The sequence below is a fragment of the Brachybacterium sp. genome (genome assembly GCF_052095815.1).
Lineage (GTDB): Bacteria > Actinomycetota > Actinomycetes > Actinomycetales > Dermabacteraceae > Brachybacterium.
In genome coordinates this window covers 136314-159455 of sequence record NZ_JBQDLF010000001.1, presented here as the reverse complement: position 1 = coordinate 159455, position 23142 = coordinate 136314, and the positions used below count along the sequence as shown (strand labels likewise).

Below are 23142 nucleotides of genomic sequence, written 5' to 3'. Positions count from 1 at the left end.
ATCACCCTACGGCGAGCGTGTTCTCCGCCGGGGAGGAACACTCAGAACACGTCAGGCGGATCCAGTCGCACGCGCAGGGAGCCCCGGGCCTTGCGGGCACTCCGGGCGGCGATGCCGGCACGCAGGGCGAGGGCGAGCTCACGGGAGCGGCCCGGCTCGATGCGCACCACCGCGCGGGCCCGGCCGGCGGCGTCGGGTCCCTCGAGATCGACCGGGCCGAAGACATCGGTGCCGTCCGGGAGCTCGACGGTCTCGAGGAATCCACGGCACGCCTCCCGGTCGCCCACGATCTCGGCGACCCGACGGAAGGGAGGCAGGTCCAGCTCGTGACGGTCCTCGAGCACCCGGTCCAGGAAGAACGAGGAGCGGTGGGCGACCAGGTCGCGGATCGCGGGGAGGGTGGAGGTGCCGACGATCAGCACCTCTCCCCCGTCGTCGGCGCAGCGCACCAGTGCGATGGCGCCCCGCCAGCGCCGCACCGCCTCGACGTCCGCATCGAAGGCGGCGCGGCCCAGCAGTGCGTCCGCATCCAGCAGCAGGCAGGCGGCGTACCGGGACCGGGGGGCCGGCTCCGCCCCGGGGGTGGCGACGATGATCGCGTGGTCCGGGACGGCATCGTCCGCGAGCGCTCCGTGCGCGCCGCCCGCCACCTTCAACGTCGCCTCGGGGAAGGCACGGTGCAGCTCCTCTGCGGTGCGGGTCGAGCCGATGACCATGGCCCGCACTTGGGTGCGGTCGCATTCGGGACAGCGGTAGCCGTCCTCCCGACGGCCGCAGACGCGGCAGTGCAGGGGTCCGCCGCGACCGCTCTGGGACAGCGGCGCCGAGCAGTGCGGGCACTGGGCGCGGGTGCGGCAGAAGGTGCACGCGATCGCCGGGGCATAGCCGGAACGCGGCACCTGCACCAGCACCGAGCCCCGCTCCAGCCCGCGCCGGATCACGCGCATCGCTTCCTGCGGCAGGCGAGAACGGCCGGAGGGGCCTTCACGTTCCCGCAAGTACTCATCCATCGCCACGATCCGCGGGCGGACGGCCGTGACCGGGCCGGGCAGCGGCTCCAGGCGCGCGAGATAGCTGAGATCCGCGAGCGCCCGCAGGGTCACGGACTCGCTCGGGCTGAGGAACAGCAGCGCGCAGCGCTCCTCGGCGGAGCGGCACTGGAGCACGGTGCGGGTGTGGGGATACGGGGCCCGCGGCTCCTCGAGCAGATCGTCCGCCTCATCCCAGCAGATCACCAGAGCGAGATCCTGCACCGGGGCGAACGCCGCGGAGCGGTTCCCGAGCACCACCCTGGTGGCGCCCCGCAGGATGCGCCGGAAGGTGCGGTAGCGCTTCTCCGGTCCTTCGGTGCCGGCGAGGATCTCGTGCTCGATGCCGCGCTCGGTGAGCACCCGGGAGAGCCGTGCGACATCTCGCTGATCGGGGGCGATCACAAGCGCCCCCTTGGCCGGATCGAGGTCCCCGATCGCGTCGGCGGCGACGTCGGTCCAGCTGTCGACGGCATCGAGGGTGAGGCTCGCACGGGGCACCGGACCCTCGGGACTGCCTGACCGGGCGAGCAGCGCGGCCAGTCCCGGATAGCGGTCGCCGGGCCGGGCGCGCATGGGCTCCTCGGGCGGTGCGGCTCCGGAGTCCGGAGCCGGGAGCGTCTCGCGCTCCTTCTCCTCCGCGGCGCGATCGGCCTTCTCGGCGCGGGCATGGCGCGGCGGCAGGGCCAGGCGCAGCACATCGCCGACGGTGCCGGCGCAGCGCTCGGCGACCTCCTCGCAGACGCGCATCAGCGCGGGCGGGACCACCACGTCCTCGGAGACCAGGCGGTGCACGGGCGCCAGTGCCCGATCGGTGGTCGGCGCGGGGTGGCGGCCGAGCACGATCCCCTCGGTGTCCTTGCCGGAGAACCGCACCCGCACGCGCATGCCCGGCCGCGCGGCCGCCGTCGCCGGGGTGACCGCGTACTCGAAGGGCCGGTCCAGATGGGGAAGCACCCCCACCAGGCGCACGCTCGCCACCGGGAGCTCCGAGGCCACCTCGAACCCTGCCGTGGTGCGCAGCCCCGAAGCCCGGGCCGCGGCGGGGCGGCCCGGGTCGCTCGGCGCGGCGGCCGGCGGCGAGGGATCGGGAACAGGAACGGCGGGGGCCGCGAAGAGGGACTCCTGCCCTCCCGCATGCTCCCCCGCCGCACCGTCGGCGGTGCTGCTCAGCGCTTGTGCACCGCGACCAGGTCGCAGACGAAGATGAGCGACTCGTTCGGGGCGATCACCGGCGGAGCGCCCTGGGCGCCGTAGCCGAGGGAGGCGGGGATGTCGAGACGGCGGCGGCCGCCGACCTTCATGCCCTGGACGCCCTGGTCCCAGCCGGAGATGACCTGTCCCACGCCGAGCTGGAAGCGCAGCGGCTCGCCGCGGTCCCAGGAGGCGTCGAACTGCTCGCCGGTGGAGTGGGAGACGCCCACGTAGTGCACGTCGACGACGTCGCCGCGGCCGGCCTCCTCACCGTCACCGATGATCTCGTCGGTGCTTATCAGCTCGGTGGGGGCGTCGCCCTCGGGGAACTCGACCTCGGGCTTGGTGCGATCGGTCATGCGGTTTCCTCCTGTGGTGATGGATGGTCAAGGACAGTCTGGATGGTCAGGACAGGCGCCTGTGTCAGGCGTTGGTGTGGGCGGCATCGAGGATGTCGATCACGAAGACCAGGGTCTCACCGGCGAGCTCGCCCTGGTCGCGGTAGGCCTCCGCGGCAGGGATCACCAGCATCACCTGGCTGCCGACCGGCAGGTCCAGCAGGTTCTCGTCCCAGCCCTGGATCACCATGCCCTGGCCCTGGATGAAGGCGAAAGGGGCCCCGCGATCCCAGGAGGAGTCGAACTGGGAGCCGTCGGACCACTTCCAGCCGGTGTAGTGCATGGTGAGGTAGTCGCTGGCGCGGGTGGTGTCCCCGGTCCCGACGATGAGCTCCTCGCGGGTGGTCTGAGCGGGCGGCTCGCCCTCGGGCGGGGCGTCCAGCGCGGGAGCACCGTTCTCGGCCAGGGTGACGGTGGGGAAGCTGCCGGAGGGATCTGCGGGCTCGCCCTCGGCGCGCAGCGGGGAGACGACGCGGTCGACGTCCGCGACCTGGAGCAGCGAATAGGCCTGGCCGTCGTTTCCCTGCTGCCAGCCCGCCATCACGAAGCGGGAGCCGACGGGCACGGTGGTGAGGAACGAGAACGCGACCTCGCCCGCTCCGTCGGGGGTCACCTGCATGCCTCCGGCGGGGGCGCCCTGCCACCAGGACGAGAGGGTCTCCCCGGTGCTCGCGTCGACGAAGTGGCTGCGCCAGATCACGGTGTCCCCCTCAGCGATCATGGCGCCGTCCCCGGGGGTGATGATCTCCGCATCGGCGGCGGTGATCTCGAGCGGGGCGGTGAACTCGACGACGGGCTCGGCGCCCAGATCGTCGCTCACGGTGACCCCGGCCAGGACGTCGCCGCCGCCGTCGGAGCCGCCACCGTCGGACGCACCGTTGGAGCCCTCGTCGGTGCAGGCGGCGAGGCCGATGGCGGCGGTCGCGGCGAGGGCGGTGGTGAGCAGCGTGCGGCGGCGGATCAAGTCAGGACCTTTCGGATCGGCGGCCCCGCGGGAGGGGGCAGGCACCAGGGTACGGGCCGGCGGATGACAGCGAGCTGGGGTGTGGTCCAGCGCTCAGGCGAAGGGAGCCGGATCGGGGCCTCTGCCGGTGCCGGGCCCGGTGCCCAGCTCGCGGATCTGGGCGAGCAGATCGTCGACCGCGGGCAGCGTGGTGGTGAAGGGGTCCAGGACCTGCACCGGCATCGAGCCGGGGCGGGTGAGCCGCATCGTGGTCCAGTCCACCACGTGGTCCACGCCGTGCTGCTGGGCGGTGGTGACCACCTGCCCACGCAGGTGCGCGCGGGTGGTGGTGGGGGCGGTGGTCCTGGCCGCTTCGATCCGCTCCTCGGGCAGCGTCGACGGGGCCAGGCCTCGGCGCTGCAGGGTGTGGAAGATCCCGTGGGCCGGGTCGATGTCGTGATACGCGAGGTCGAGCCGTTCGATCGCGGGGTCCCCCAGATCGATTCCGCGACGCTCCGTGACCTGCTGGAACAATCGCTCCTTGATCGCCCAGTCCAGGTGCGTGGCGGCCCAGCTCCGGTCTCCCGTGCGGACCGCGTCGATCCCCTTCTGCCAGGTCTCGAGCACCTGCTGCTCGCTCTCGTCGGCGAACTGCGTGACGTGGTCGAGCCAGCGCTGCTGCACCTCTATCGCGGTCGTGGTCCCACCATGCGCGAGCGGGATCGGTACCGCACCGCTGAGGTCCCGGGCGACAGCCCGGATCGCAGAGATGTCGTCGTGGAGGCTGAGCTCGGGCAGGGCGCGCCCGGATTCGATCGCCCGCAGCACCAGATCGGTGGTGGCGAAGCGGAGGTGGGTGGAGACCTCGCTCATCGTGGAGTCGCCGACGATGACATGCAGGCGCCGGAACCGCGTGGGATCGCCGTGGGGCTCATCGCGGGTGTTGATGATGGGGCGGGTGCGGGTGGTGGCCGAGGAGACGGCCTCCCACATGTGATCGCTGCGGCGCGAGAAGACGAACTGCGCTGGCTCCGGTGCCGTGTCGGCGGCGGCAGGCGCGGCGCCCCCGGGCTGCGGGCGCACCACTCCCCCGGCCCCGGTGATGATCTGGCGGGTGACCAGGAACGGGAGCAGGTAGCGGGGCAGGCGGGTGAACTCGCCGCGGCGGTCCACCAGGAAGTTCTCGTGCGAGCCGAAGGCGTTGCCGGCGGAATCGACGTTGTTCTTCAGCAGGTGGATGCGGGCGTCCTGGCCGTCAGCGGCGAGGCGCTCATTGGCCTGGGCGGTGAGGTCCGCGAAGATCCGCTCACCGGCGCGGTCCTGGGCGACCAGCTCCCACCAGTCGTCGCATTCGGCGGTGGCGTACTCCGGGTGCGAGCCGACGTCCAGGTACAGGCGTGCGGCGTTGCTGAGGAACACGTTCGAGGAGCGGCCCATGGCCACCACCGGGCGGAACAGCTCACGCGCGGCGGCCTCGGGCTCGAGCGCCCGAGAGCCGTCGGCTCGCACGCACACCAGCCCGAATTCGGTCTCCAGACCTCCGACTCGACGCTTCATCGGGTCACTGGCCGCCCTTCTGGACGAAGGCGCGCACGAAGGTCTCGGCGTTGGACTCGAGCACCGAGTCGATCTCGTCGAGCAGATCATCGGCCGCCTGCGTCGAGGCGAAGGTCTGGCCGCCGGTCACGATCTCGGAGCCGTCGCCGGGCTCCTCGGGGCCGTTGCCGGGCGCATTCAGGGACTGCTGGGACATGGGTGCTCCTTCTCAGTCGGTGACGGCTCGGCGCAGGGCGTCGAGGATCGTCGCGGTGTCATCGGTGGGGTTCACGCCGTGCAGCGCGCACCAGGCGGCGGAGCCCAGGCGCGGATCGGCCAGGCGCAGCCGGTGGCCGCCCTCGGGATCGGCCAGGGTGATCGCATCCCAGCCGGCGGAGGGTACGTTCCCGCGGTGCGCGGTGATCAGCCCGCCACGCAGGTGGGCGCGGGTGCTGGTGGGGGCGATGCGCATCGCGGCGTCGACCTCGTCCTGGCTCACCAGCGCGGGCACTGCGCCGGCGGCACGGAGCTTGCCGAACAACCCCCGACCCGGGCGCAGATCGGAGTACTGCAGGTCGATCATGACCAGCCGTGCATCGTCCCACTCCAGGCCGTGCCGTGCGCGGTAGCGCTCCAGCAGCTGGAGCTTGGCGACCCACTCCACCCGTTCGGCGGCGAGCATCGGACCCTGCTCGAGCAGCGTGAGGATCTCGCTCCAGGAGCGCAGCAGCGTGGTCGTCTCCTCGTCCGAGGGGTCGGCGACCGCGGCCAGGGCGTCGAGGTGGGCGCGCTGGATCTGCAGCGCGGTGAGCTCACGGCCGTCAGCCAGCGGCACCGTGGTGCGCAGCGACGGGTCATGGCTGATGGCGCGCACCGCTGCCACCGGATCCGCGAGGCGGAGGTCCGGCAGGATCGCGGTCCCGGTGCGATGCTCGGCCTCGAGCGCGGCGAGCACCAGAGAGGTGGAGCCGAGCTTGAGGAAGGTGGACTCCTCGAGCAGGTTTGCGTCCCCGATGATCACGTGCAGGCGCCGGAAGCGGGTGGGGTCGGAGTGCGGTTCGTCGCGGGTGTTGACGATGGGCCGGTTCAGGGTGGTCTCGAGACCCACCTCGGCCTCCATGAAGTCGGCCCGGGAGGAGAGCTGGTAGCCGGGTTCCTGGCCGCGGGTGCCCCGCCCCACGCGTCCGGCGCCGACGATCACCTGGCGGGTCGCCAGGAAGGGGAGCATCGCGGCGACCACGCGCTCGAAGGGGACGGCGCGGTCCACCAGGTAGTTCTCGTGGGTGCCATAGGAGGCGCCCTTGCCGTCGGTGTTGTTCTTGTAGAGCGCGACCTCGGGGATGCCGTCGGCCGCGGCCAGGAGCGCCATGGCGCGGCGGGCGATCTCCTCGCCGGCCCGATCGGCGACCACGGCTTCGCGGGCGCGCAGCACCTCGGGGGCGGCGTACTCGGGATGGGCGTGGTCCACGTACCAGCGGGCGCCGTTGCTGAGCACCGCGTTCCCGATCGAGCGCTGGGTCGCCCAGGTCAGCACCTCGGCGTCATCCCCCTCGGGGGCGATCTCGGGGCCGCTGAGCGGGATGTCCATCTCGACGCTCGGCACGTGGGCGTCGCGCACCTCGTCGGTGAGCTGGGAGGGGTGGGCGGCGGCGCGCTGCAGCTCGAAGCCGCGGGCATCCCGCAGCGGGGTCTCGTCCCCGTAGTCCCAGCGCACCCGGCGCCCGCGCTCGCCCTCTTGCGGGTCGAGCAGGGCGTAGGCGCCGACCACGAGGTGGGAGAGCAGGATCGAGCTGCCGGCGCCGGCGCGGGTGCGGTCCTCGAGATCGGCGTGGGTCACCCCGAACTCGGTCTCGATGCCCATCACCCGCTCAGTGGTGAGCCCGGCCCCCGGATGCTGCCCGGTGGTCCCGCTCTTCGTGCTGCTCATGAGGGCACCTCCTCCGCGATCGCGGCGGCCGGGACGCCGCGGGTGCGTCCCTGCAGCGGGATGACCGCGTCGACCCGGCGGCGGCCGCTGCCGGGCAGGCCCGAGACCCGGGCCCAGTCCTCGGGGTGGGCGGCGGAGGGCATGTCCTCGTTCTCGACGAACTCAGCGGTGATCGCGTCCTGCAGGTGCTGGGCGCCGACGCCGATCTGCCCGGTGGCGAGCTGGTCCTTGACGGCGAGCTTCTTCGCCCGATCCACGATGTTGCGCAGGGTCGCGCCGGAGACGAAGTCGCGGAAGTGGAGGGTGTCCTGGCCGCCGTCGGAGTACTCGACCCGCACGAAGGCCGAGGCCGGGCTCTCGTCGTAGATCTCGTGCATCGCGAGGTCCAGCAGCTGCTCGCGGTCCTCACGCAGCGGGACCGACTCGTCGAGATAGAGGCCGAGGATCTCCCGTCCTGCGCGCGCACCGGGGCGGCGCACGCGGATCTTCACGTCCAGGCGGCCGGGGCGCAGGATCGCGGGATCGATCATGTCCTCGCGGTTCGAGGCGCCGATCACGATCACGTTGTCGAGCCCCTCGACGCCGTCGATCTCGGCGAGCAGCTGCGGCACGATCGTGGTCTCGACGTCGCTCGACAGGCCGGTGCCGCGGGTGCGGAACAGCGCCTCCATCTCGTCGAAGAAGATCACGACCGGGTGGTCCGCGGCGGCCTTCTCGCGAGCCCGCTCGAAGACCAGGCGGATGGAGCGCTCCGTCTCGCCGACGTACTTGTTCAGCAGCTCCGGGCCCTTGACGTTGAGGAAGGCGGAGTTCTCGAGCGCCTCGGCCACGCTCACCCCGCGCACCTCGGCGCTGCGCAGCACCAGTTCGTGAGCCACCGCTTTTGCGATCATCGTCTTGCCGCAGCCGGGAGGTCCGTAGAGCAGCACGCCCTGCGGGGGCCGCAGCCCGTAGGTGCGGTAGAGGTCCTGCTGGAGGAAGGGCAGCTCGACGGCGTCACGGATCGCCTCGATCTGCTCGCCCAGCCCGCCGATCTGCTCGAAGGACACCTCCGGCACCTGCTCGAGCACGAGGTCCGTGATCTCCGCTCGGTCGATGCGCTCGAGCACCAGCTGGCTCTTGAGGTCCACCAGCACGTGATCGCCGGGGTGCAGCTGCTCGTCGGTGAGGGTGCCGGCACGACGCAGCACCCGGGTGTCGTCGGGCGCGACGGCGACGAGGATGCGGGAATCGGCGAGGGATTCCACGACGGGCACCACGTTGCCGGCATCGCTCGCGGGGACCGCGTCGACGGCGGCCAGGGCTTCGTTCAGCCGCAGCTCGGTGCCCGGCAGCAGCGCGTCCAGGTCGAGGCTCGCAGCGGTCGCGACTCGCAGCCGACGGCCGTTGTGCAGCACGTCGATGGTGCTGCCCTCGCAGCGGCGCAGGAAGGTGGCGTAGGAGTTCGGCGGATCGCCCACCCGCTCCAGATCGCTTTTGAGCTGGACGATCTGTTCACGGGCGGCGCGGAGCCCGCCGACCAGTCGCTCGTTGTGGGTCGCGAGCTTCTCGAGCTCTGCGGTCATCTCGGCGTACGTCTTCATCGTCATCACACATCCCCTTCCCGGGCGCGATCAGCGATCGCGGCCCTGTCGGATATCGCGCAGGGCCCGCTTGAGCTTGCGCGGAGCCACGCCGCGCTCCCCGATGTCCTGCGGTCCCCATTCGCCGCCCGAGCCGCCGAAGCCCTCGTTGTCGGGGTGGTTCAGCTCCTCCTCGAGCCGGGATCCGGGCGCCGGGCGGGTCACGCGGGTGAGCGCCTGCTGGCCGTGCGCGGTGCGGCGGGCGGTGAGCAGGAACCCGGTGTGGGCGTTCATCCGGTGCTCGGGCCGCACGGCGAGGCCCTCGAGGTGCCAGGGCCGTACGAAGGACTCCCAGGCGTAGGGCTCGGTGAACTCGCCGTGGTCGCGCAGGGCCTCGGCGGTGCGGGAGAGCTGGGTGACGGTGGCGACGTAGCAGAGGAAGACGCCGCCGGAGACGAGCACCTCCGCGGCGGAGTCCACGCACTCCCAGGGGGCGAGCATGTCCAGCACCACGCGGTCCACGGCGGGCTCGTCGGGGGCGAGGGTCGGGGCGACATCCTGGAAGTCGCCGATGGACAGCTCCCAGGCGGGGTGCGGGCCGCCGAAGAACGTCTCGACGTTCTCGCGGGCCACCTCGGCGAAGTCCTCGCGGCGCTCGATGGAGTGCACGGAGCCCTCGGGGCCGACGGCGCGCAGCAGCGCGGTGGTCAGACCGCCGGAGCCCACGCCGGCCTCGAGCACCCGGGCGCCGGGGAAGATGTCCCCCCACATCAGGATCTGGGCGGAGTCCTTGGGGTAGATGATCGCGGCGCCGCGCGGCATCGCGAGCATGTAGTCCGCGTACAGCGGACGCAGCGCCTGGTACCGGATGCCGTGAGTGTTCTCCACGACCGTCCCATCCTCCGCGCCGATCAGCTGATCGTGGTGGAGCACGCCGCGATGGGAGTGGAACTCTCCGCCGGGCTTCAGGGTGATGGTGTGCAGGCGGTTCTTGGAGTCCGCGAGCTGCACCTTGTCGCCCAGGGCGAAGGGTCCGGTGCGGTCCAGACCGCGCTTGGGGGCCCGGGGGGCGGGCTCCTGCGCCCCGGGGTGGGCGGCGGGCTGCGGCTGATCAGTCATGGGTTCCAGCATATGGCTCGGGTGGGGGCCCTGGCCGTGATGTTCACCGCCGGCGCAGGAGTGCGTTGACCTCTGCGCTCATGAGCACCCCGTGGACGGTGCGGTCCTCGTCGAGGACCAGGTACGCGGGGGCGGGTTGGGACAGCATCGCCTCGATCAGCGCATCTCCCTGCAGGGAGAGAGGGAGCGTGCCGAGGGGCCCGACGGAGGAGGCCACGGCGCGGGCCGGGGTGGAGCCCCGGTGCTCGGCTGGCACCGACGCGGCGGCATCGGGGTCGATCCGGTATCCCCGACCGACACCGCCGGGGAGCGTGCTGTCACGCTCGAGGAGCAGCACCTGGTCGAGCTCCTCGGGAGTGCCGAGCGCGGCGAGCGCGGCGTGCGGGGGGACGATGCGCAGCGGGACGGCGAGGGTCCCGGCATCGAGGGTGCGGATACGGTGCTGCAGGGCTGCGCCGTCCAGGGCGCGGGTGGCGCCCTGCCACAGCATCCCCGCGATCAGCATCGCCCACACCAGGGTGAGCAGGGAGAGGCTCCCGGCCCCGCCGGTGCGCATGATCTGGACCAGCGGGTAGGCCACCACCGCCACGGCGATGCCGCGGCCCAGCCAGGCGGTGATCCTGGTGGCGAGCACCGGGTTCTTCAGCACCGCGCCCAGCAGCGATTCGAGCGCCCTCCCGCCGTCCATCGGCAGTCCGGGCAGCAGGTTGAACAGGGCCAGCACCAGGTTCAACCAGGCGCTGACGGAGAAGAACACCGCGAGCGTGGTGCCCTCGCCCGCCACCTGCGCGGCGACCGACATGAGCGCGGCCAGCACCGCGTTCGCGGCCGGGCCGGAGAGGGAGACGAGCACTGAGCCGAATGCGGACATCTGCCGGGCGCGATATTGCGTGTGCCCGCCCCAGAGGGTCAGTGCGATGTGGTCGACGGTGGCCCCGAAAGCGCGGGCGATCACGGCGTGCGCCGCCTCGTGCGCGAGGACCGAGACGATCATGAACAGTCCGATCCCGATGGCCAGCAGCACCACCGCGCCCGGCTCCGCACCGCCCCGGCTCAGCGCCGGGTACATCAGCACCGCGAGCAGCAGCACGGTGACGAGCGTTCCGGGGCTCACCTTGATCGGAGGCAGCGCGCCGAGGCGCAGCGTGGGGCTTCTCATGATCCATCTCCTCCGCCACCGGGGCGGCGGCTCCCTCTGGGCAGGCTGAGGATAACCGTTCCCCCTGCGCCCCAGCTCGGAGTCCCCCGGTGCCTATGATGGAGGGATGAGTCGAATCGCCATCACGGCTTTCAGCGGATGGAACGATGCCGGCGATGCCGCCACCGGGGTGATCGAGCATCTGCTCGAGGTCTGGCCCTCTCGGCCCGTCGGTGCGGTGGATGCCGAGGAGTTCATCGACTTCCAGGTCAACCGTCCCGAGATCCGCACGGACGAGGACGGGCTGAGGGTCATCGACTGGCCGGACACCCAGCTGCGGCTGGTGACGCCTCCGAGCGGTCCCGAGCTGGTCACCGTCATGGGCCCCGAACCGTCCCTGCACTGGAAGCGGTTCTGCGACGAGGTGCTCGAGCAGCTCCAGATCCTGGACGTCAGCGAAGTGGTGTCGCTGGGCGCTCTGCTCGCGGATTCACCGCACAGCCGCCCGCTGCCGGTCAGCGCCGAGGTCGAGGTGCTTCCCGCCCAGGCCGTCGACTCGGCCGAGCGCTACTCGGGACCGGTCGGGGTGCCCACGATCCTGGCCCGCCGCACCGCCGCCGCCGGGCTGCGGACCACCAGCGCATGGGTGCAGGTCCCTCACTACGTCTCCCAGAACTCGTCCCCGAAGGCCGTGCTGGGGCTGATGCGGGAGGTGCAGAAGGTGGTCAGCGCCACGATCCCGCTCGATGAGCTGGTCGAGGACGCGGAAGCCTGGGAGCGCGGTGTGGATGAGCTCGCCCGCACCGATGAGGACGTCGCGGACTACGTGCGCCGACTGGAGCGTGCCCAGGACGCCGCCAGCCTGCCGGAGGCCAGCGGCGAGGCGATCGCCGAGGAGTTCGAGCAGTTCCTGCGCCGCCGGCGCGAGCAGGGCTGAGCTCAGCTCCGCTCACCCAAGGCCAGCCAGCCAGTCAGCCCGGCTCAGCCCGGCTCAGCTCAGCTCGGCTCTCAACTCAGCTCAGCTCAGGAGCGCGATCCCGAAGAGGGCATCGACCGCCGCCGCGACGTCTCCGGGGCCCTCGCTCGGATCATCGGAGCGCGCTGAGGTCCCACCGTCGGCCCAGCTGTCCAGGGCCTCGAGGGCGGAGGCGGTGTCGAGGTCGTCGCGCAGCGCCGCGCGCAGGGCCTGGACCGTCGCCGGACAGTGCCCGCCGCGCTGGGCTGCGGTGCGATAGCGGGCAAGGCGGGTATCGGCCAGCTCGAGCTCCTGCGCGGACCACTCCCAGTCCGAGCGGTAGTGGTGGGCCATCAGCACCAGCCGGATGGCCATCGGGTCCACGCCGTCCCGCACCAGGCGGTGCACGAAGACGAGGTTCCCTAGCGACTTGCTCATCTTCTCGCCGTCATAGGCGACCATCCCGCTGTGCGCGTAGGTCGTCGCGAACGGTCGGCCGAGGGCCACCGAGTGGGCGGCGCTGAGGTCATGGTGGGGGAAGATCAGATCGCTCCCGCCCGCCTGGATGTCGAAGGGGAGATCCAACGCCTCCTGCGCGATACAGACGCATTCGACGTGCCACCCGGGACGGCCACGGCCGAGCACCCCGGCATCCCAGGCAGGCTCGCCCGGTCGCTCGGCACGCCAGAGCAGCGGATCGAAGGGACCGCGCTTGCCCTCCCGCTCGGGGTCTCCCCCGCGTTCGGCGAACACCTCGAGCATCTGCGACTCGGACCAGCCCGAGACGTCGCCCAGGGCGCCGTCCACGGCGAGATCCAGATACCAGTCCGGCCCCTCGGCATCGTTCGCCGCGACCGGATAGGCCCGGCCCCGTGCGTGCAGAGCGAGGACCACGGCGATGATCTCGTCCATCGCCTCGCTCACCGAGCGATAGGTCTCCGGGGCGATGATCCGCAGCGCGGCCATGTCCTCGGAGAACAGCTCGACCTGGGACGCGGCGAGCTCCTGCCAGTCCACCCCGTCGCGGTCCGCGCGTTCGAGCAGCGGGTCGTCGACGTCGGTGATGTTCTGCGCCGTCTCGACCTCGAGCCCCGAATCGTGCAGGGCCCGGCGCATCAGATCCGCGGCGTGGTAGGTCGACGCGTGACCGAGGTGGGTGGAGTCATAGGGGGTGATCCCGCAGACGTACAGCCGTGCCCGTCCCGAGACCAGCGGAGTGATCGGTGCGACCCTGCCGGTGCGCGAGTCGTACAGGCGCAGCGGCCTGCCGGAAGCGGGAAGCGGGCTGAGAGAGGGGGAAGTCCAGGATTGCACTACGTGATCATACGATCCGTCGGCCTCCCGCGGTTCAGGCCCCGCCCAGGGGGTCGACCAGCCCCGTGCCGAGCAGCGCCAGCAGCACCAGACCGGCGACGATCCGGTAGATGACGAAGATCAGATACGAACGATTCTCGATCAGGCGCATGAACCAGACGATCACCGCGTAGCCCACGGCGAAGGCCACGACGGTGGCGACCACCATCGCCAGCAGTGACGGCTCACCGGCGGCTGCGGCGGCGGCGCGACCGTCGGCCGTCAGCAGCACCGGGACCTCTTTGGCCGCCTTGTACAGCCCCGAGGCGAACACGGCCGGGATCGCGAGCAGAAAGGCGTAGCGGGCGGCGGCCTGGCGGGTGTAGCCCATCAGCAGCCCGGCGGTGATGGTGCCACCGGAACGGGAGACGCCGGGGATCAGCGCGAGAGCCTGCGCCAGGCCGAAGATGATGCCGTCGCGCACGGTGAGCTCCTTGAGCTCCTTCCGCTGCGGGGCGATGCGGTCCGCGAGCCCCAGCAGCAGACCGAAGACGATCAGCATCGTCGCAGTGATGTAGAGGTTCCGCAGGCTGTGGTCGATCTGGTTCTCGAAGAGCAGGCCCAGCACCCCGATCGGGATCGAGCCGAGGATCACCAGCCAGCCCATGCGCACGTCGGGATCGGAGTGCGGGATCTTCCCCGCCAGTGCCTTGAACCACTTGCCGATGATGCGAGTGATGTCTTTCCAGAAGTAGATCAGCACCGCAGCCTCGGTGCCCAGCTGGATGATCGCCGTGAATGCGGCGCCCGGATCCTGACCGGGGTCCATCAGCTCCCCGACCACGCGCACGTGGGCGCTCGAGGAGACGGGGAGGAACTCGGTCAATGCCTGGACCAGGCCCAGGATCACCGCCTCGATGAACGACATGGACACTCCTCGATGGGTTCTGCGGGCCTGCGGTGCCGGCGAGCATCGGTGCCGGACCCGGACAGAGTACGCGGCGCCGAGCGGTGAGCCCGGCGCCGCGCAGCGGAGCAGTGGTGAAGACTACGTAGAGGTCCTGGGACGTGTGACCGGAGGCGCTCAGCGCTCAGCGCGGCGCGTCGTCCTCGTCATCTTCGTCCTCGTAGTCGTCATCGTCGTCGTCGTCCTCGTCATCGTCGTCCTCGTCATCGTCCTCGAAGTCGTCGAGATCGTCGAAGTCGTCATCGTCGTCCTCATCGTCGTCGTCCTCGTCGAACACGATCAGGGGGGTGGCGACGTCATAGGCGTCGAAGAGTGCATCGTCGTAGGTGTCGAAGGCGTTGGCGAGCCGCTCGGTGGCGGACTCCAGCGCGGGATCGTCTTCCCCCCGCGAGCCGGCGGCGGCTTCGTAGTGGCGTTCGAGGGCAGCGATCAGCGCAGCAAGAGCGGAGCGAGGATCCGTGTTCATGGTTGGACCGTACATCCTCGAGCGGCAGAATGAACAGTGGAAGCGTGCACGCATTGGTCACGAATCCGCCGCAGTCCCAGCAGCGCAATCGACCACTGCTGTCGCAGGTCATCGACCACAGGAGGAAAACCGTTGATCCGACCCCGCACCCCTCTCGTCGCCGGCGTTCAGCACGTGAGCGATCCGCGCGGATGGCGCGACCTGCCCGTCGAGCGCGGACGGCGCGCAGCGGACTACGAGTTCCAGATCATCACGGTGCCGCGGGGCACCTCCTTCGGCCAGGTGCGCGCTGAGCTGACCGAGCAGGCGGAGTACGGCCGGTGGGAGCACGCCCGCACCCGCCTCTACCTCGGGGGCGGGAAGAAGGTCTGGATGCGCCGACGGATCATCCGGGTGGAGTCGACGCTCTAGCCCGGGTCTGTCCACAGCCGGCAGGAGCAGGCGGCAGAGCTCCTCAGCATCTGGTGCAATGGCCTGGTGTCCATGAGCTTCCTGCTGCTGTGCGCCGTGCTGCTGGTGATCTACCTGCCGCCCGCACTCGCGCTGGCCTGGGTCGACGGGCGAGAGCGCCGACTGCCTAACCGCTGGGTCGGGCTGCTGACCGGCGCGGTGACCCTTGCGCTGGCGGTCCTCGCCCTCTTGGTGCCGACGATGCGCCCGGGCCTGGCCACGGCCGCGGTGCTCGCTCTGGTGCTGGGGCTCGGAGCGATCCTGGTGGCGCTGCTGGCTCCCCCGCTGCTGGGCATGGGCGATGCCAAGACGCTGCCGGTGGTAGTGCTGATGTCAGCGGCCCTCGGCGGCGAAGTCCTGATCGGGGCGCTCCTCGGGATCGCTCTGGTGGGAGGCGTGATCGGAATGGTGGTGCTCGGCGTGACCCGCCGCGCCGGGGTGCGGTTCGCGCTGGGACCGGTGCTGCTGGCCGGGCCGTTCCTGGGCCTGCTGGGGGCTCCGCTGGTGCGCGCCGCCCTCGGCACCGGCTGACCACCTCGGACCGACTGCCCCCGCGGACCGGCTGACCCCGCGGACCGGCTGCTCCCTCGGACCGATTGATCGCTCGGACCGGCTGACCCCTTGAACTGAGCGGCCGGTGAGCCGGTCAGGCACCTCCATATCTCAGACGGAGGGCGCGGCCCGCCGCTGGCGCCGGACCTCGTAGAGCGCGATGGATCCGGCGACCGACGCGTTCAAGGAGGAGGCGCTGCCGGTCATCGGGATCTCCGCGACCACATCGCAGGCCTCCCGCCAGCCGGCGCTCATCCCGATGGTCTCGTTCCCGACGACCAGGAGCGTGGGGCCGGAGAGGTCCGTGTCCGCCAGCTGGTGGCCGCCGGCCTCGTCGAGCCCGATCACGGTCCACGGCTCCCCCAGGGCCCGACGCTCATCGATCCACGCCATCACCTCGCGATGGGAGGGCAGGCGCAGCACCGGCATCGCGAACAGGCTTCCGGTGCTGGCACGTATCGCGGCCGGGTCCCACGCATCGGCGGAGTGCCCGGTGATCAGCAGGCCGGTCCCGCCGAGGGCGTCGACGGAGCGGGCCAGTGAGCCGATGTTGCCGGGGCCGGCGGGGCGGTCGAAGACGACCAGCACGTCCGAGCGCCCAGGGCGCAGCCTCTCCAGGTCATCTGCGGGCAGCGCCGCGATCGCCAGCAGCTCCGGGGTGCCGTCCTCGCGCTCCCCCAGCTCTGCCATCAGCTCCGGGGCGAGCACCACCACCGGCGCCGGGCTGCTCTGCAGCAGCTCCTGCGCCCACTGGGACGGATGCTCCCTGCCGTCGGTCAGCAGCGTCCGGATCTCGATGCCATGGGCGATGGCCTGCGAGATCGGACGCACGCCCTGGATGATCATCTCGCCGGCGCGAGAACGTTTGGTGCGGTTGCCCAGCAGCGCCTGCCATTGCTGGAACAGTGCGTTGCGCCGGTCCAGTCGGGAGGGCAGGCGCGGTGCGCCCCTGCGGGCTCCGGGCGCGGAGGCGGAGGCAGAGGCGGAGTGCCGGTTCATGCTCCGGCTCCGTCGTAGCCGAGCTGTCGCCAGGCCTCGTAGACCGCGATCGAGACCGCATTGGCCAGGTTCAGCGAGCGCCGGGCAGGGAGCATCGGGATCCGGACGCGGGAGGTGATGCGCGGATGATCCATGACGTCCTGGGGCAGGCCGGTCGGCTCGGTCCCGAAGAGGAGCACATCCTCCCGGGTGTACTCGATGCTCTCGAAGCTCACGTCCGTGCCCGAGGTGAAGGCGAACACCCGCGCGCCGGGGACCGCGGCGAAGGCCTGCTCGATGCCGGGATGGATGCTGACATCGGCGAGGTCGTGATAGTCGAGACCTGCGCGGCGCAGCTTCGCGTCCTCGAGATCGAAGCCGAGCGGCTCGATCAGGTGCAGGTGCGCGCCAGTGACGGCGGACAGCCGGATCGCATTGCCGGTGTTCCCGGCGATCGCGGGTTCGTGGAGGAAGACGTGGACCATGCCGCAGATTCTTCCACGCCACCGTTGACGGCGATGGATCCGGGAATGCGAAGAGCCCCTCTCCACAGTGTGGAGCGGGGCTCTATTCGCGTGTCCGGAGGGGGACTTGAACCCCCACGCCCGATAAAGGGCACTAGCACCTCAAGCTAGCGCGTCTACCAATTCCGCCACCCGGACGGGTGATCGCCGTAGCGACTAGAGCAGATTAGCACGCACCTGCGGATGGTTCGCACCCGAAAGCGGCACTGCCAGGGCGAACGTGAAGACAATCACGCCGGGGCTCCGACGCGGCCTTCCGCCATCATGGAGTGGAGCAGCACCAGGACCGCCTCGACGCGGGCTGCCAGCAGCCCATCGGGGTTCGGTAGCCGTGCGGCGAGGTCTTGGAGGGCGGCCGCACAGAGCACGGTCATCGTTGCGTCGGGCGTCTCCATGAGGTGCGCAGACCACTCCCCCATGGAGCTCAGCAGTGCGGAGAGCTCATCGGTCGCGGTGCGCCGACTCTCGGTGAGCAGCTCCACCCGGGCTCGGGCCGCGAGCGCCGTGCAGCGCCGCAGCACCGCGACCGACTCGTCGGCATCGATGGGGACCCTGTCGGGTTCCGCCGCAGCCCCTCGCCGATCTCCCCTCGAGGAAGGCTGGCCGAGGCCGACCTGGGCCACCGCATCGATCTGTTCGCCCGCTTCGCGCTCCAGCTCCATGAGTCACTTCCCTCGTGCTCTCCCCGGGCCCGTCGGGCCTGTCCGTCGTCCATGACTTTACCCATGCTTTACCTGTGGAGACAAGGGTCTTTACCAGCTGGAAGACGAGGCCTGATGAGAGCTGGAGCCTGCCGGGTGACCAGGCCTGCTGGGGCGGAGCCGAGATGCTCGCTCAGACCTCGGTGACGGACCTGCGCCGGGCCAGTTCCGTGCGCGCTGCAGCGAGCATCTCCCGCACCGGCGCGGCCGGGATCGCGAGCATGGAACGGAGCTGCATATCGGCCTGGTGCGCCAGCATCTCGAGTCCGTCCGCCACCTCGCCCCCGCAGCTCTGGATCACCTCGGCGATCGGCGCGGGCCATGGGTCGTAGAGCACGTCGAGGACCACCCCGGGCACGGCGAGATCGGACTGAGCCCGCCATTGCTCGGCGACCGCACGGGCCCCCTCGATGGCCAAGGCGCTGACCACCACATCTGCGGCGAGCACCTCGTGATGCCGCTCCCAGGGGATCTGCTCCACGGCCACCCCACGGATGGCGGCATACTCCTCGAGCGATGCGAGCTTGTGCGCGCTGCGGGCCGAGAGCAGCACCCTCTGCACACCGAGCTCCGCCAGGGCGGCGAGGGCGCTCAGGGCGGTGGCACCCGAGCCGAGCACGGCACCGGTCTCCGGAGCGGCGGCACCGTGGTCCTGCAGTGCGGCGACGATGCCGTGGACGTCGTGGTTCTCGGCGCGCCATCCCTGGCCGGTGCGGATCAGGGTGTTGGAGATGCCGAGCTGGCGGGACGTCTCGTCGGCCTCGGAACCCAGCGAGAAAGCCTCGGGCTTCCCCGGCATGGTCACGCTGAGGCCCTGCAGCCCCCGCCCGGGACCCTGGCGGAGGAACTGCGCGAGCTCCCCGGCGCGCACCTGATGACGTTCGTAGACGGCGTCCGTGATGCCGAGCGCCTCATAGGCGGTGCGGTGGAGGATGGGCGAGAGGGAGTGCTCGACCGGCGAGCCGACCACCGCGAACCGGCGCGGGCTCATCCCTTCGCGTCCGCCCATTCCTGCCACTCCTTGACGTTCTCCTCGTGCTCGGCCCAGGTGGCCGCGAACTTCGTCTCCCCGGTGTCGGTGTTCACGCTGACGAAGTACAGCCAGTCACCTTCAGGCGGCGCGTCGACGGCATCCAGCGCATTGGCCCCGGGCGCGGCGATCGGTCCAGGCGGCAGCCCCTGGTACTTGTACGTGTTGTAGGGGCTGTCCGTGGCGCGCTCCGCATCGGAGGTCCCCACGCTCGCGGACTTCCCGGTCACGTAGTGGACGGTGGAGTCGAACTGGAGCTTCATCGGCTTCCCCTTGGCCTCGCCGGCCCCCTCCAGACGGTTCTCGATGGTCCGCACGACCTTGCCGTAGTCCTCGGGTTTGCGCACCTCCATCTCCGCGAGGGAGGCGATGGTCAGCGACTCGTGCCACTGCTCCTGCGGGATGTCACGAGCGGTCAGCTCCTTCTCCATCCGATCCCACATCATCTGGATGACATCCTCGGCGGTGGCATCCTCGTAGATGTCATAGCGGCCGGGCCAGAGGTAGCCCTCGAGCGATCCGGCAGCGTTCTCGGGGATCCCGTAGCTGGTGTAGTCCTCGGCCGCAGCGGTGAAATCCTCGACCGGGATATCCGTCTCCGCAGCCAGCTGCTCCCAGATCTGGGTCAGCCGCTTCCCCTCGGGGATGATCACCCTCTGGCCGGCGAGGTTCGACGGATCCAGCAGTGCCTCCAGCGCATCCGCGGAGGTCATCTCCAGCTTCAGGCGGTAGATGCCGGGCTCGATGCGAGCGGCCTCGGGAGTGTTGGAGAAGAGGTTGACGAATGGGCCGGCGCTCTTGATCACTCCCATCTCCACGAGCGTGCCGGCGATGTCGGTACCGGTGTCGCCTTCGGCCACCTCGACCACCGCCTCGCCGCTGCCGGGCCCCGGATAGTCTGCGGCCTCCTGCTCGAGGCTGACGTTGGACGTGATCCAGCGGTACCCCTGGATCCCGCCGACGATGAGCCCGCCCACCACCAGCAGCACCAGCAGCACCGGCAGCACCCCCCGCAGGAATCCGTGGCGTCGACGCGACCGCTTGGGCCCTCTGCGACGTCCGCGTGCGCCATCCCGACCCGCCGCTGCGGGCTCGCCGCCCTGAGAATCCGCCAGGTCGACGAAGGAGAGCTCCTCGTCGTTCACAGGGTGTCCTCCTCGGTCGATGGCGGGATGGCGGTGGCGGGCACCCGCTCACCAGCGCGCGCCGCGGTGGACCGTTCGATGTCCAGCGCCTGCTGGAGGATCATCACTGCGGCCACCTGGTCGACGACCTGGCGGTGCTTGCGGCCCTTCCTGCCGGAGCTGTGGAGCGCCTTGTGCGCGGAGACGGTCGTCAGCCGTTCGTCGATGAGCCTGACCTCGAGCTCCGGAGAGCCTGCGGCGAGCTCCACGGCGAAGGTTCGCGCCTTCTGTGCCGCGACGCCTTCAGTGCCGTTCAACGACCGTGGGAGCCCCACCATGATGACATGCGCGTCGAGCTCCGCAGCCTCTGCCAGCACTCGCCCCACCGCCGTGTCACGGGCGAGGGTCTCGACCGGAGTGGCGATCATCCCGTCGAGGTCGCTGCGTGCCAGACCGACCCGCACATCACCGACGTCGACCCCGAGCCTGACCCCGCGGGGCAGCGACGGGGGCTGCTGTCGGGACTCCTCGCCGTTGCCCGGGCTCATGCGTCCTGAGCCGCCTCGATCGCCGCGTGCACAGCGGCCAGTGCCGCAGGCACCTGGGCGGGCTCGCCGCCGCCGCCCTGCGCCATGTCCGGCTTGCCACCGCCACGGCCACCCATCGCCTCGGCCGCGATGCGCAGCAGGGAGCCCGCGGCGAGGCCACGCTCGCGCGCGGCGGCGTTGGTGGCGATCACCAGGGCCGCCCGACCGCTCTCGTGGCCGGCGACCGCGACCGTCACCGGCGAGTCCTCGCCGAGCCGGGAGCGGAGGTCGAGGGCGAGGGTGCGCAGATCTCCTGCGGCGACACCTTCACCGGCATCGTGCGTCAGCACCCGGATGCCGGCGACCTCGGTGGTGGAGTCCACGAGTCGCCCGGCCTCAGCCTGCAGCTGCTGGCCGCGCAGCGCCGCGAGCTGCTTCTCCATGTCCTTCATCCGCTGGGTGAGGACGCGCACCCGCTCGGGCAGCTCCTCGGCGGCGCCGACCTTCAGCAGCTCGGACAGCTGGGAGACCAGTGCGTGCTCCTTGGCCTGGTGGCGGTAGGCGGAGAGCCCCACTAGCGCGTCGACGCGCCGCACCCCGCTGCCGATGGACGCCTCGCCCATCAGCTGCACGGTGCCGATCGCGCCGGTGCTGGAGACATGGGTGCCGCCGCACAGCTCACGGGACCAGTCACCGCCGATGGAGACCACGCGCACGACCTCCCCGTACTTCTCGCCGAACAGCGCCTGCGCGCCGAGGGACTTGGCCTCGTCCAAGGACATCTGCTGGTCGGTGACGGTCAGCTCGTCCTGCAGGAGCGTGTTCACGCGGCCCTCGATCTGCTCGAGCACCGACTTCGGCACGGCCTGGCCGTAGCGGAAGTCGAAGCGCATCCTGCCCGGGGAGTTCTCGGAGCCGGCCTGGGTGGCGCTGTGGCCGAGTTCCTCGCGCAGGGACTCGTGGACCATGTGGGTGGCGGTGTGGGCGCGGGCGATGGCGCCGCGTCGTTCGCCGTCGATGGTCGCGATCGCGGAGGCGCCCTGCGCGAGAGAGCCCTCGACGAGGCGCCCGCGATGGACGATCAGTCCGCGCACGGGCTTCTGCACGTCGTCGACCTCGATCAGGCCGCCGCCGGTGAGCGTGATGCGGCCCTGATCGGCGAGCTGGCCGCCGGACTCCGCGTAGAAGGGGGTGGAGGCGAGGACGACCTCGACCTGGGCCGGGGCCTCGACGGCGGTGACCAGCTTGCCGTCCACCAGCACCGACTCGACCGTGGTGGCGACGGTGTCCTCGGTGTATCCCAGGAAGGGCACCTCGCCGCCGCGCTCGGTGAGCAGCCGGTTGTAGATCGCGGTGTCGGTGTGTCCGGACTTCTTCGCGGCGGCGTCGGCACGCGCGCGCTCGCGCTGCTCCTGCATCGCTCCGCGGAAGGCGTCCGCGTCGACCTGCAGCCCGACCTCCTGCGCCATCTCCATGGTGAGGTCGATGGGGAAGCCGTAGGTGTCATGGAGGCGGAAGGCGTCGTCGCCGGCCAGGACCCGGCCGCCGCCGTTCTTCACCTCGCCCGCGAGCTGCTCGAAGATGGAGGTGCCCGTCTCCAGGGTGCGACGGAACGCCTCCTCCTCGGCGTAGACGATCTCGCTGATCCGCGGGAAGTCCGCCTCGAGCTCGGGATAGGACTCGACCATCAGGGACTTCGAGATCGGCAGCAGCGCGGGCATCGACGGCTGCGCGTAGCCGAGCAGCCGCATCGAGCGCACCGCCCGCCGGATCAGCCGGCGCAGCACGTAGCCGCGTCCCTCGTTGCCCGGGCGCACCCCGTCGGAGACCAGCATCAGCGCGCTGCGCACATGGTCGCCGATGATCCGCAGGTGGACGTCGTCCTCCTCGTCCCCGCCGTAGGCACGGCCCGAGAGCTCCTGCGCCTTCTCGATGACCGGGAAGATCTGGTCGATCTCGTACATGTTCTGCTTGCCCTGCAGCAGGTAGGCGACGCGCTCGACGCCGAGACCGGTGTCGATGGACTTCTGGTCCAGCTCGCCGAGGAGGGGGTAGTCCTTGCCCTTGCCCTCGCCGCGCAGGTACTGGTCGAAGACCAGATTCCAGATCTCGATGTAGCGGTCCTCGCCCTTCTCGTCTCCGGGCCATTCGGGGACGGTGCCGGTGACGGCGTCGGGTCCGTACTCGGGGCCGCGGTCGTAGTGCCACTCGCCGCACGGACCGGCGGGACCGGGCTGGCCGGTGTCCCAGAAGATCTCCTCGCGCGGCAGGCGCACCACGCGCTGCGGGTCCAGGCCCACGACCTCCGTGACGTGGCGGTAGGACTCCTCGTCCTGCTCCCAGACGGTGAACCAGAGGCGCTCGGGGTCGAACCCGAAGCCGCCATCGTCCTGGGAGGTGGTCAGCAGCTCCCAGGAGAAGTCGATCGCTCCGGTCTTGAAGTAGTCGCCGAAGGAGAAGTTCCCGGCCATCTGGAAGAAGGTGCCGTGGCGCGTGGTGCGGCCGACGTTCTCGATGTCATTGGTGCGGATGCACTTCTGGACGCTCGCCGCGCGGGGGTAGGGAGCCTTCTCCGTCCCGACGATGTACGGGATGAAGGGGACCATCCCGGCGATCGTGAACAGGATCGACGGGTCGGAGGACACCAGCGAGCTGCTGGGCACGATCTCGTGGTTCTTCTTCGCGAAGAAATCGAGCCAGCGATGACGGATCTCGGAGGTGCGCATGGTC

At 70.9% G+C, this 23142-nt stretch carries 22 protein-coding genes and 1 tRNA gene; 3 read left to right on the top strand and 20 right to left on the bottom strand.

All coding sequences use genetic code 11. The annotated features are described in order from the left end of the window. Positions 1-41: 41 nt before the first annotated feature. From ACTH43_RS00760 to ACTH43_RS00720, 9 genes are all read right to left on the bottom strand, one after another. On the bottom strand, positions 42-2027 hold the full coding sequence (locus tag ACTH43_RS00760) for a primosomal protein N' (RefSeq protein WP_441443014.1): 1986 nt from the start codon (positions 2025-2027) through the stop codon (positions 42-44). Positions 2028-2197: 170 nt separating this feature from the next. After that, the gene (locus ACTH43_RS00755; protein WP_299305276.1) at positions 2198-2581 is read right to left on the bottom strand and encodes an FKBP-type peptidyl-prolyl cis-trans isomerase; all 384 of its coding nucleotides are present in this window, start codon (positions 2579-2581) and stop codon (positions 2198-2200) included. A 64-nt stretch (positions 2582-2645) separates the two neighbouring features. Beyond that, a complete protein-coding gene (locus ACTH43_RS00750) occupies positions 2646-3584 on the bottom strand; it encodes an FKBP-type peptidyl-prolyl cis-trans isomerase (protein WP_441443013.1) in 939 nt (312 codons plus the stop codon). A 93-nt stretch (positions 3585-3677) separates the two neighbouring features. After that, positions 3678-5120: a Pup--protein ligase gene (gene pafA, locus ACTH43_RS00745; protein WP_441443012.1), complete on the bottom strand. Its 1443-nt coding sequence runs from the start codon at positions 5118-5120 to the stop codon at positions 3678-3680. 4 nt (positions 5121-5124) lie between these two features. Continuing rightward, on the bottom strand, positions 5125-5316 hold the full coding sequence (locus ACTH43_RS00740) for a ubiquitin-like protein Pup (RefSeq protein ID WP_441443011.1): 192 nt from the start codon (positions 5314-5316) through the stop codon (positions 5125-5127). Positions 5317-5328: 12 nt separating this feature from the next. Beyond that, complete coding sequence (gene dop, locus ACTH43_RS00735) at positions 5329-7026, bottom strand: depupylase/deamidase Dop (RefSeq protein WP_441443010.1); 1698 nt, start codon at positions 7024-7026, stop codon at positions 5329-5331. Then, positions 7023-8609, bottom strand: a complete 1587-nt coding sequence (gene arc, locus ACTH43_RS00730; protein WP_441443057.1) for a proteasome ATPase — start codon at positions 8607-8609, stop codon at positions 7023-7025. The genes dop and arc overlap by 4 nt, the downstream gene beginning before the upstream one ends. Positions 8610-8639: 30 nt before the next feature. Then, on the bottom strand, positions 8640-9707 hold the full coding sequence (locus tag ACTH43_RS00725) for a tRNA (adenine-N1)-methyltransferase (RefSeq protein ID WP_441443009.1): 1068 nt from the start codon (positions 9705-9707) through the stop codon (positions 8640-8642). Between the two features lie 43 nt (positions 9708-9750). After that, on the bottom strand, positions 9751-10866 hold the full coding sequence (locus ACTH43_RS00720) for a site-2 protease family protein (RefSeq protein ID WP_441443008.1): 1116 nt from the start codon (positions 10864-10866) through the stop codon (positions 9751-9753). A 106-nt stretch (positions 10867-10972) separates the two neighbouring features. Here ACTH43_RS00720 and ACTH43_RS00715 point away from each other — a divergent pair, with 106 nt between their 5' ends. Then, positions 10973-11782: a PAC2 family protein gene (locus tag ACTH43_RS00715; protein WP_441443007.1), complete on the top strand. Its 810-nt coding sequence runs from the start codon at positions 10973-10975 to the stop codon at positions 11780-11782. Positions 11783-11863: 81 nt separating this feature from the next. On the opposite strand, the gene mshC is transcribed toward ACTH43_RS00715, so the two are convergent. From mshC to ACTH43_RS00700, 3 genes are all read right to left on the bottom strand, one after another. After that, entirely contained in the window at positions 11864-13114 is a 1251-nt protein-coding gene (gene mshC / locus ACTH43_RS00710) for a cysteine--1-D-myo-inosityl 2-amino-2-deoxy-alpha-D-glucopyranoside ligase (RefSeq protein ID WP_441443006.1), read from the bottom strand. A gap of 34 nt (positions 13115-13148) precedes the next feature. After that, positions 13149-14021 (bottom strand): undecaprenyl-diphosphate phosphatase, encoded by an 873-nt coding sequence (locus tag ACTH43_RS00705; protein WP_441443005.1) that lies wholly within the window; start codon positions 14019-14021, stop codon positions 13149-13151. Between the two features lie 163 nt (positions 14022-14184). Further along, complete coding sequence (locus tag ACTH43_RS00700) at positions 14185-14526, bottom strand: DNA primase (RefSeq protein ID WP_441443004.1); 342 nt, start codon at positions 14524-14526, stop codon at positions 14185-14187. Between the two features lie 132 nt (positions 14527-14658). Here ACTH43_RS00700 and ACTH43_RS00695 point away from each other — a divergent pair, with 132 nt between their 5' ends. Next, positions 14659-14937, top strand: coding sequence for a DUF5703 family protein (locus tag ACTH43_RS00695; RefSeq protein ID WP_441443003.1), 279 nt, complete (start codon positions 14659-14661; stop codon positions 14935-14937). Positions 14938-15009: 72 nt separating this feature from the next. Beyond that, positions 15010-15507 carry a hypothetical protein gene (locus tag ACTH43_RS00690; RefSeq protein WP_441443056.1) on the top strand — a complete coding sequence of 166 codons (498 nt, stop codon included), beginning with the start codon at positions 15010-15012 and terminating at the stop codon, positions 15505-15507. Between the two features lie 132 nt (positions 15508-15639). On the opposite strand, the gene ACTH43_RS00685 is transcribed toward ACTH43_RS00690, so the two are convergent. The 8 genes from ACTH43_RS00685 to alaS form a co-directional block, all read right to left on the bottom strand. Continuing rightward, positions 15640-16527 (bottom strand): RNA methyltransferase, encoded by an 888-nt coding sequence (locus tag ACTH43_RS00685; RefSeq protein ID WP_441443002.1) that lies wholly within the window; start codon positions 16525-16527, stop codon positions 15640-15642. Next, the gene (locus ACTH43_RS00680) at positions 16524-16991 is read right to left on the bottom strand and encodes a tRNA (cytidine(34)-2'-O)-methyltransferase (protein WP_441443001.1); all 468 of its coding nucleotides are present in this window, start codon (positions 16989-16991) and stop codon (positions 16524-16526) included. The genes ACTH43_RS00685 and ACTH43_RS00680 overlap by 4 nt, the downstream gene beginning before the upstream one ends. Before the next feature lie 91 nt (positions 16992-17082). Further along, a tRNA-Leu gene (locus tag ACTH43_RS00675) sits at positions 17083-17168 on the bottom strand. Positions 17169-17260: 92 nt separating this feature from the next. Beyond that, positions 17261-17692, bottom strand: coding sequence for a hypothetical protein (locus ACTH43_RS00670; RefSeq protein WP_441443000.1), 432 nt, complete (start codon positions 17690-17692; stop codon positions 17261-17263). A 172-nt stretch (positions 17693-17864) separates the two neighbouring features. Then, positions 17865-18740, bottom strand: coding sequence for a shikimate dehydrogenase (locus ACTH43_RS00665; RefSeq protein ID WP_441442999.1), 876 nt, complete (start codon positions 18738-18740; stop codon positions 17865-17867). Then, positions 18719-19906 (bottom strand): endolytic transglycosylase MltG, encoded by a 1188-nt coding sequence (gene mltG / locus ACTH43_RS00660; protein ID WP_441442998.1) that lies wholly within the window; start codon positions 19904-19906, stop codon positions 18719-18721. Before mltG ends, ACTH43_RS00665 begins: the two co-directional genes overlap by 22 nt. After that, positions 19903-20433 carry a Holliday junction resolvase RuvX gene (gene ruvX / locus ACTH43_RS00655; protein ID WP_441442997.1) on the bottom strand — a complete coding sequence of 177 codons (531 nt, stop codon included), beginning with the start codon at positions 20431-20433 and terminating at the stop codon, positions 19903-19905. The genes mltG and ruvX overlap by 4 nt, the downstream gene beginning before the upstream one ends. Continuing rightward, on the bottom strand, positions 20430-23138 hold the full coding sequence (gene alaS, locus ACTH43_RS00650; protein ID WP_441442996.1) for an alanine--tRNA ligase: 2709 nt from the start codon (positions 23136-23138) through the stop codon (positions 20430-20432). Before alaS ends, ruvX begins: the two co-directional genes overlap by 4 nt. Positions 23139-23142: the final 4 nt, after the last annotated feature.

Excerpts from the sequence above, each read along its gene's own strand:
- ACTH43_RS00755 (WP_299305276.1), bottom strand. The coding sequence starts at position 2,581 with ATGACCGATCGCACCAAGCCCGAGGTCGAGTTCCCCGAGGGCGACGCC.
- pafA (WP_441443012.1), bottom strand. The coding sequence starts at position 5,120 with ATGAAGCGTCGAGTCGGAGGTCTGGAGACCGAATTCGGGCTGGTGTGC.
- ACTH43_RS00740 (WP_441443011.1), bottom strand. The coding sequence starts at position 5,316 with ATGTCCCAGCAGTCCCTGAATGCGCCCGGCAACGGCCCCGAGGAGCCC.
- dop (WP_441443010.1), bottom strand. The coding sequence starts at position 7,026 with ATGAGCAGCACGAAGAGCGGGACCACCGGGCAGCATCCGGGGGCCGGG.
- arc (WP_441443057.1), bottom strand. The coding sequence starts at position 8,609 with ATGAAGACGTACGCCGAGATGACCGCAGAGCTCGAGAAGCTCGCGACC.
- ACTH43_RS00725 (WP_441443009.1), bottom strand. The coding sequence starts at position 9,707 with ATGACTGATCAGCCGCAGCCCGCCGCCCACCCCGGGGCGCAGGAGCCC.
- ACTH43_RS00720 (WP_441443008.1), bottom strand. The coding sequence starts at position 10,866 with ATGAGAAGCCCCACGCTGCGCCTCGGCGCGCTGCCTCCGATCAAGGTG.
- ACTH43_RS00715 (WP_441443007.1), top strand. The coding sequence starts at position 10,973 with ATGAGTCGAATCGCCATCACGGCTTTCAGCGGATGGAACGATGCCGGC.
- ACTH43_RS00705 (WP_441443005.1), bottom strand. The coding sequence starts at position 14,021 with ATGTCGTTCATCGAGGCGGTGATCCTGGGCCTGGTCCAGGCATTGACC.
- ACTH43_RS00700 (WP_441443004.1), bottom strand. The coding sequence starts at position 14,526 with ATGAACACGGATCCTCGCTCCGCTCTTGCTGCGCTGATCGCTGCCCTC.
- ACTH43_RS00690 (WP_441443056.1), top strand. The coding sequence starts at position 15,010 with ATGAGCTTCCTGCTGCTGTGCGCCGTGCTGCTGGTGATCTACCTGCCG.
- ACTH43_RS00685 (WP_441443002.1), bottom strand. The coding sequence starts at position 16,527 with ATGAACCGGCACTCCGCCTCTGCCTCCGCCTCCGCGCCCGGAGCCCGC.
- ACTH43_RS00680 (WP_441443001.1), bottom strand. The coding sequence starts at position 16,991 with ATGGTCCACGTCTTCCTCCACGAACCCGCGATCGCCGGGAACACCGGC.
- ACTH43_RS00670 (WP_441443000.1), bottom strand. The coding sequence starts at position 17,692 with ATGGAGCTGGAGCGCGAAGCGGGCGAACAGATCGATGCGGTGGCCCAG.
- ACTH43_RS00665 (WP_441442999.1), bottom strand. The coding sequence starts at position 18,740 with ATGGGCGGACGCGAAGGGATGAGCCCGCGCCGGTTCGCGGTGGTCGGC.
- ruvX (WP_441442997.1), bottom strand. The coding sequence starts at position 20,433 with ATGAGCCCGGGCAACGGCGAGGAGTCCCGACAGCAGCCCCCGTCGCTG.
- alaS (WP_441442996.1), bottom strand. The coding sequence starts at position 23,138 with ATGCGCACCTCCGAGATCCGTCATCGCTGGCTCGATTTCTTCGCGAAG.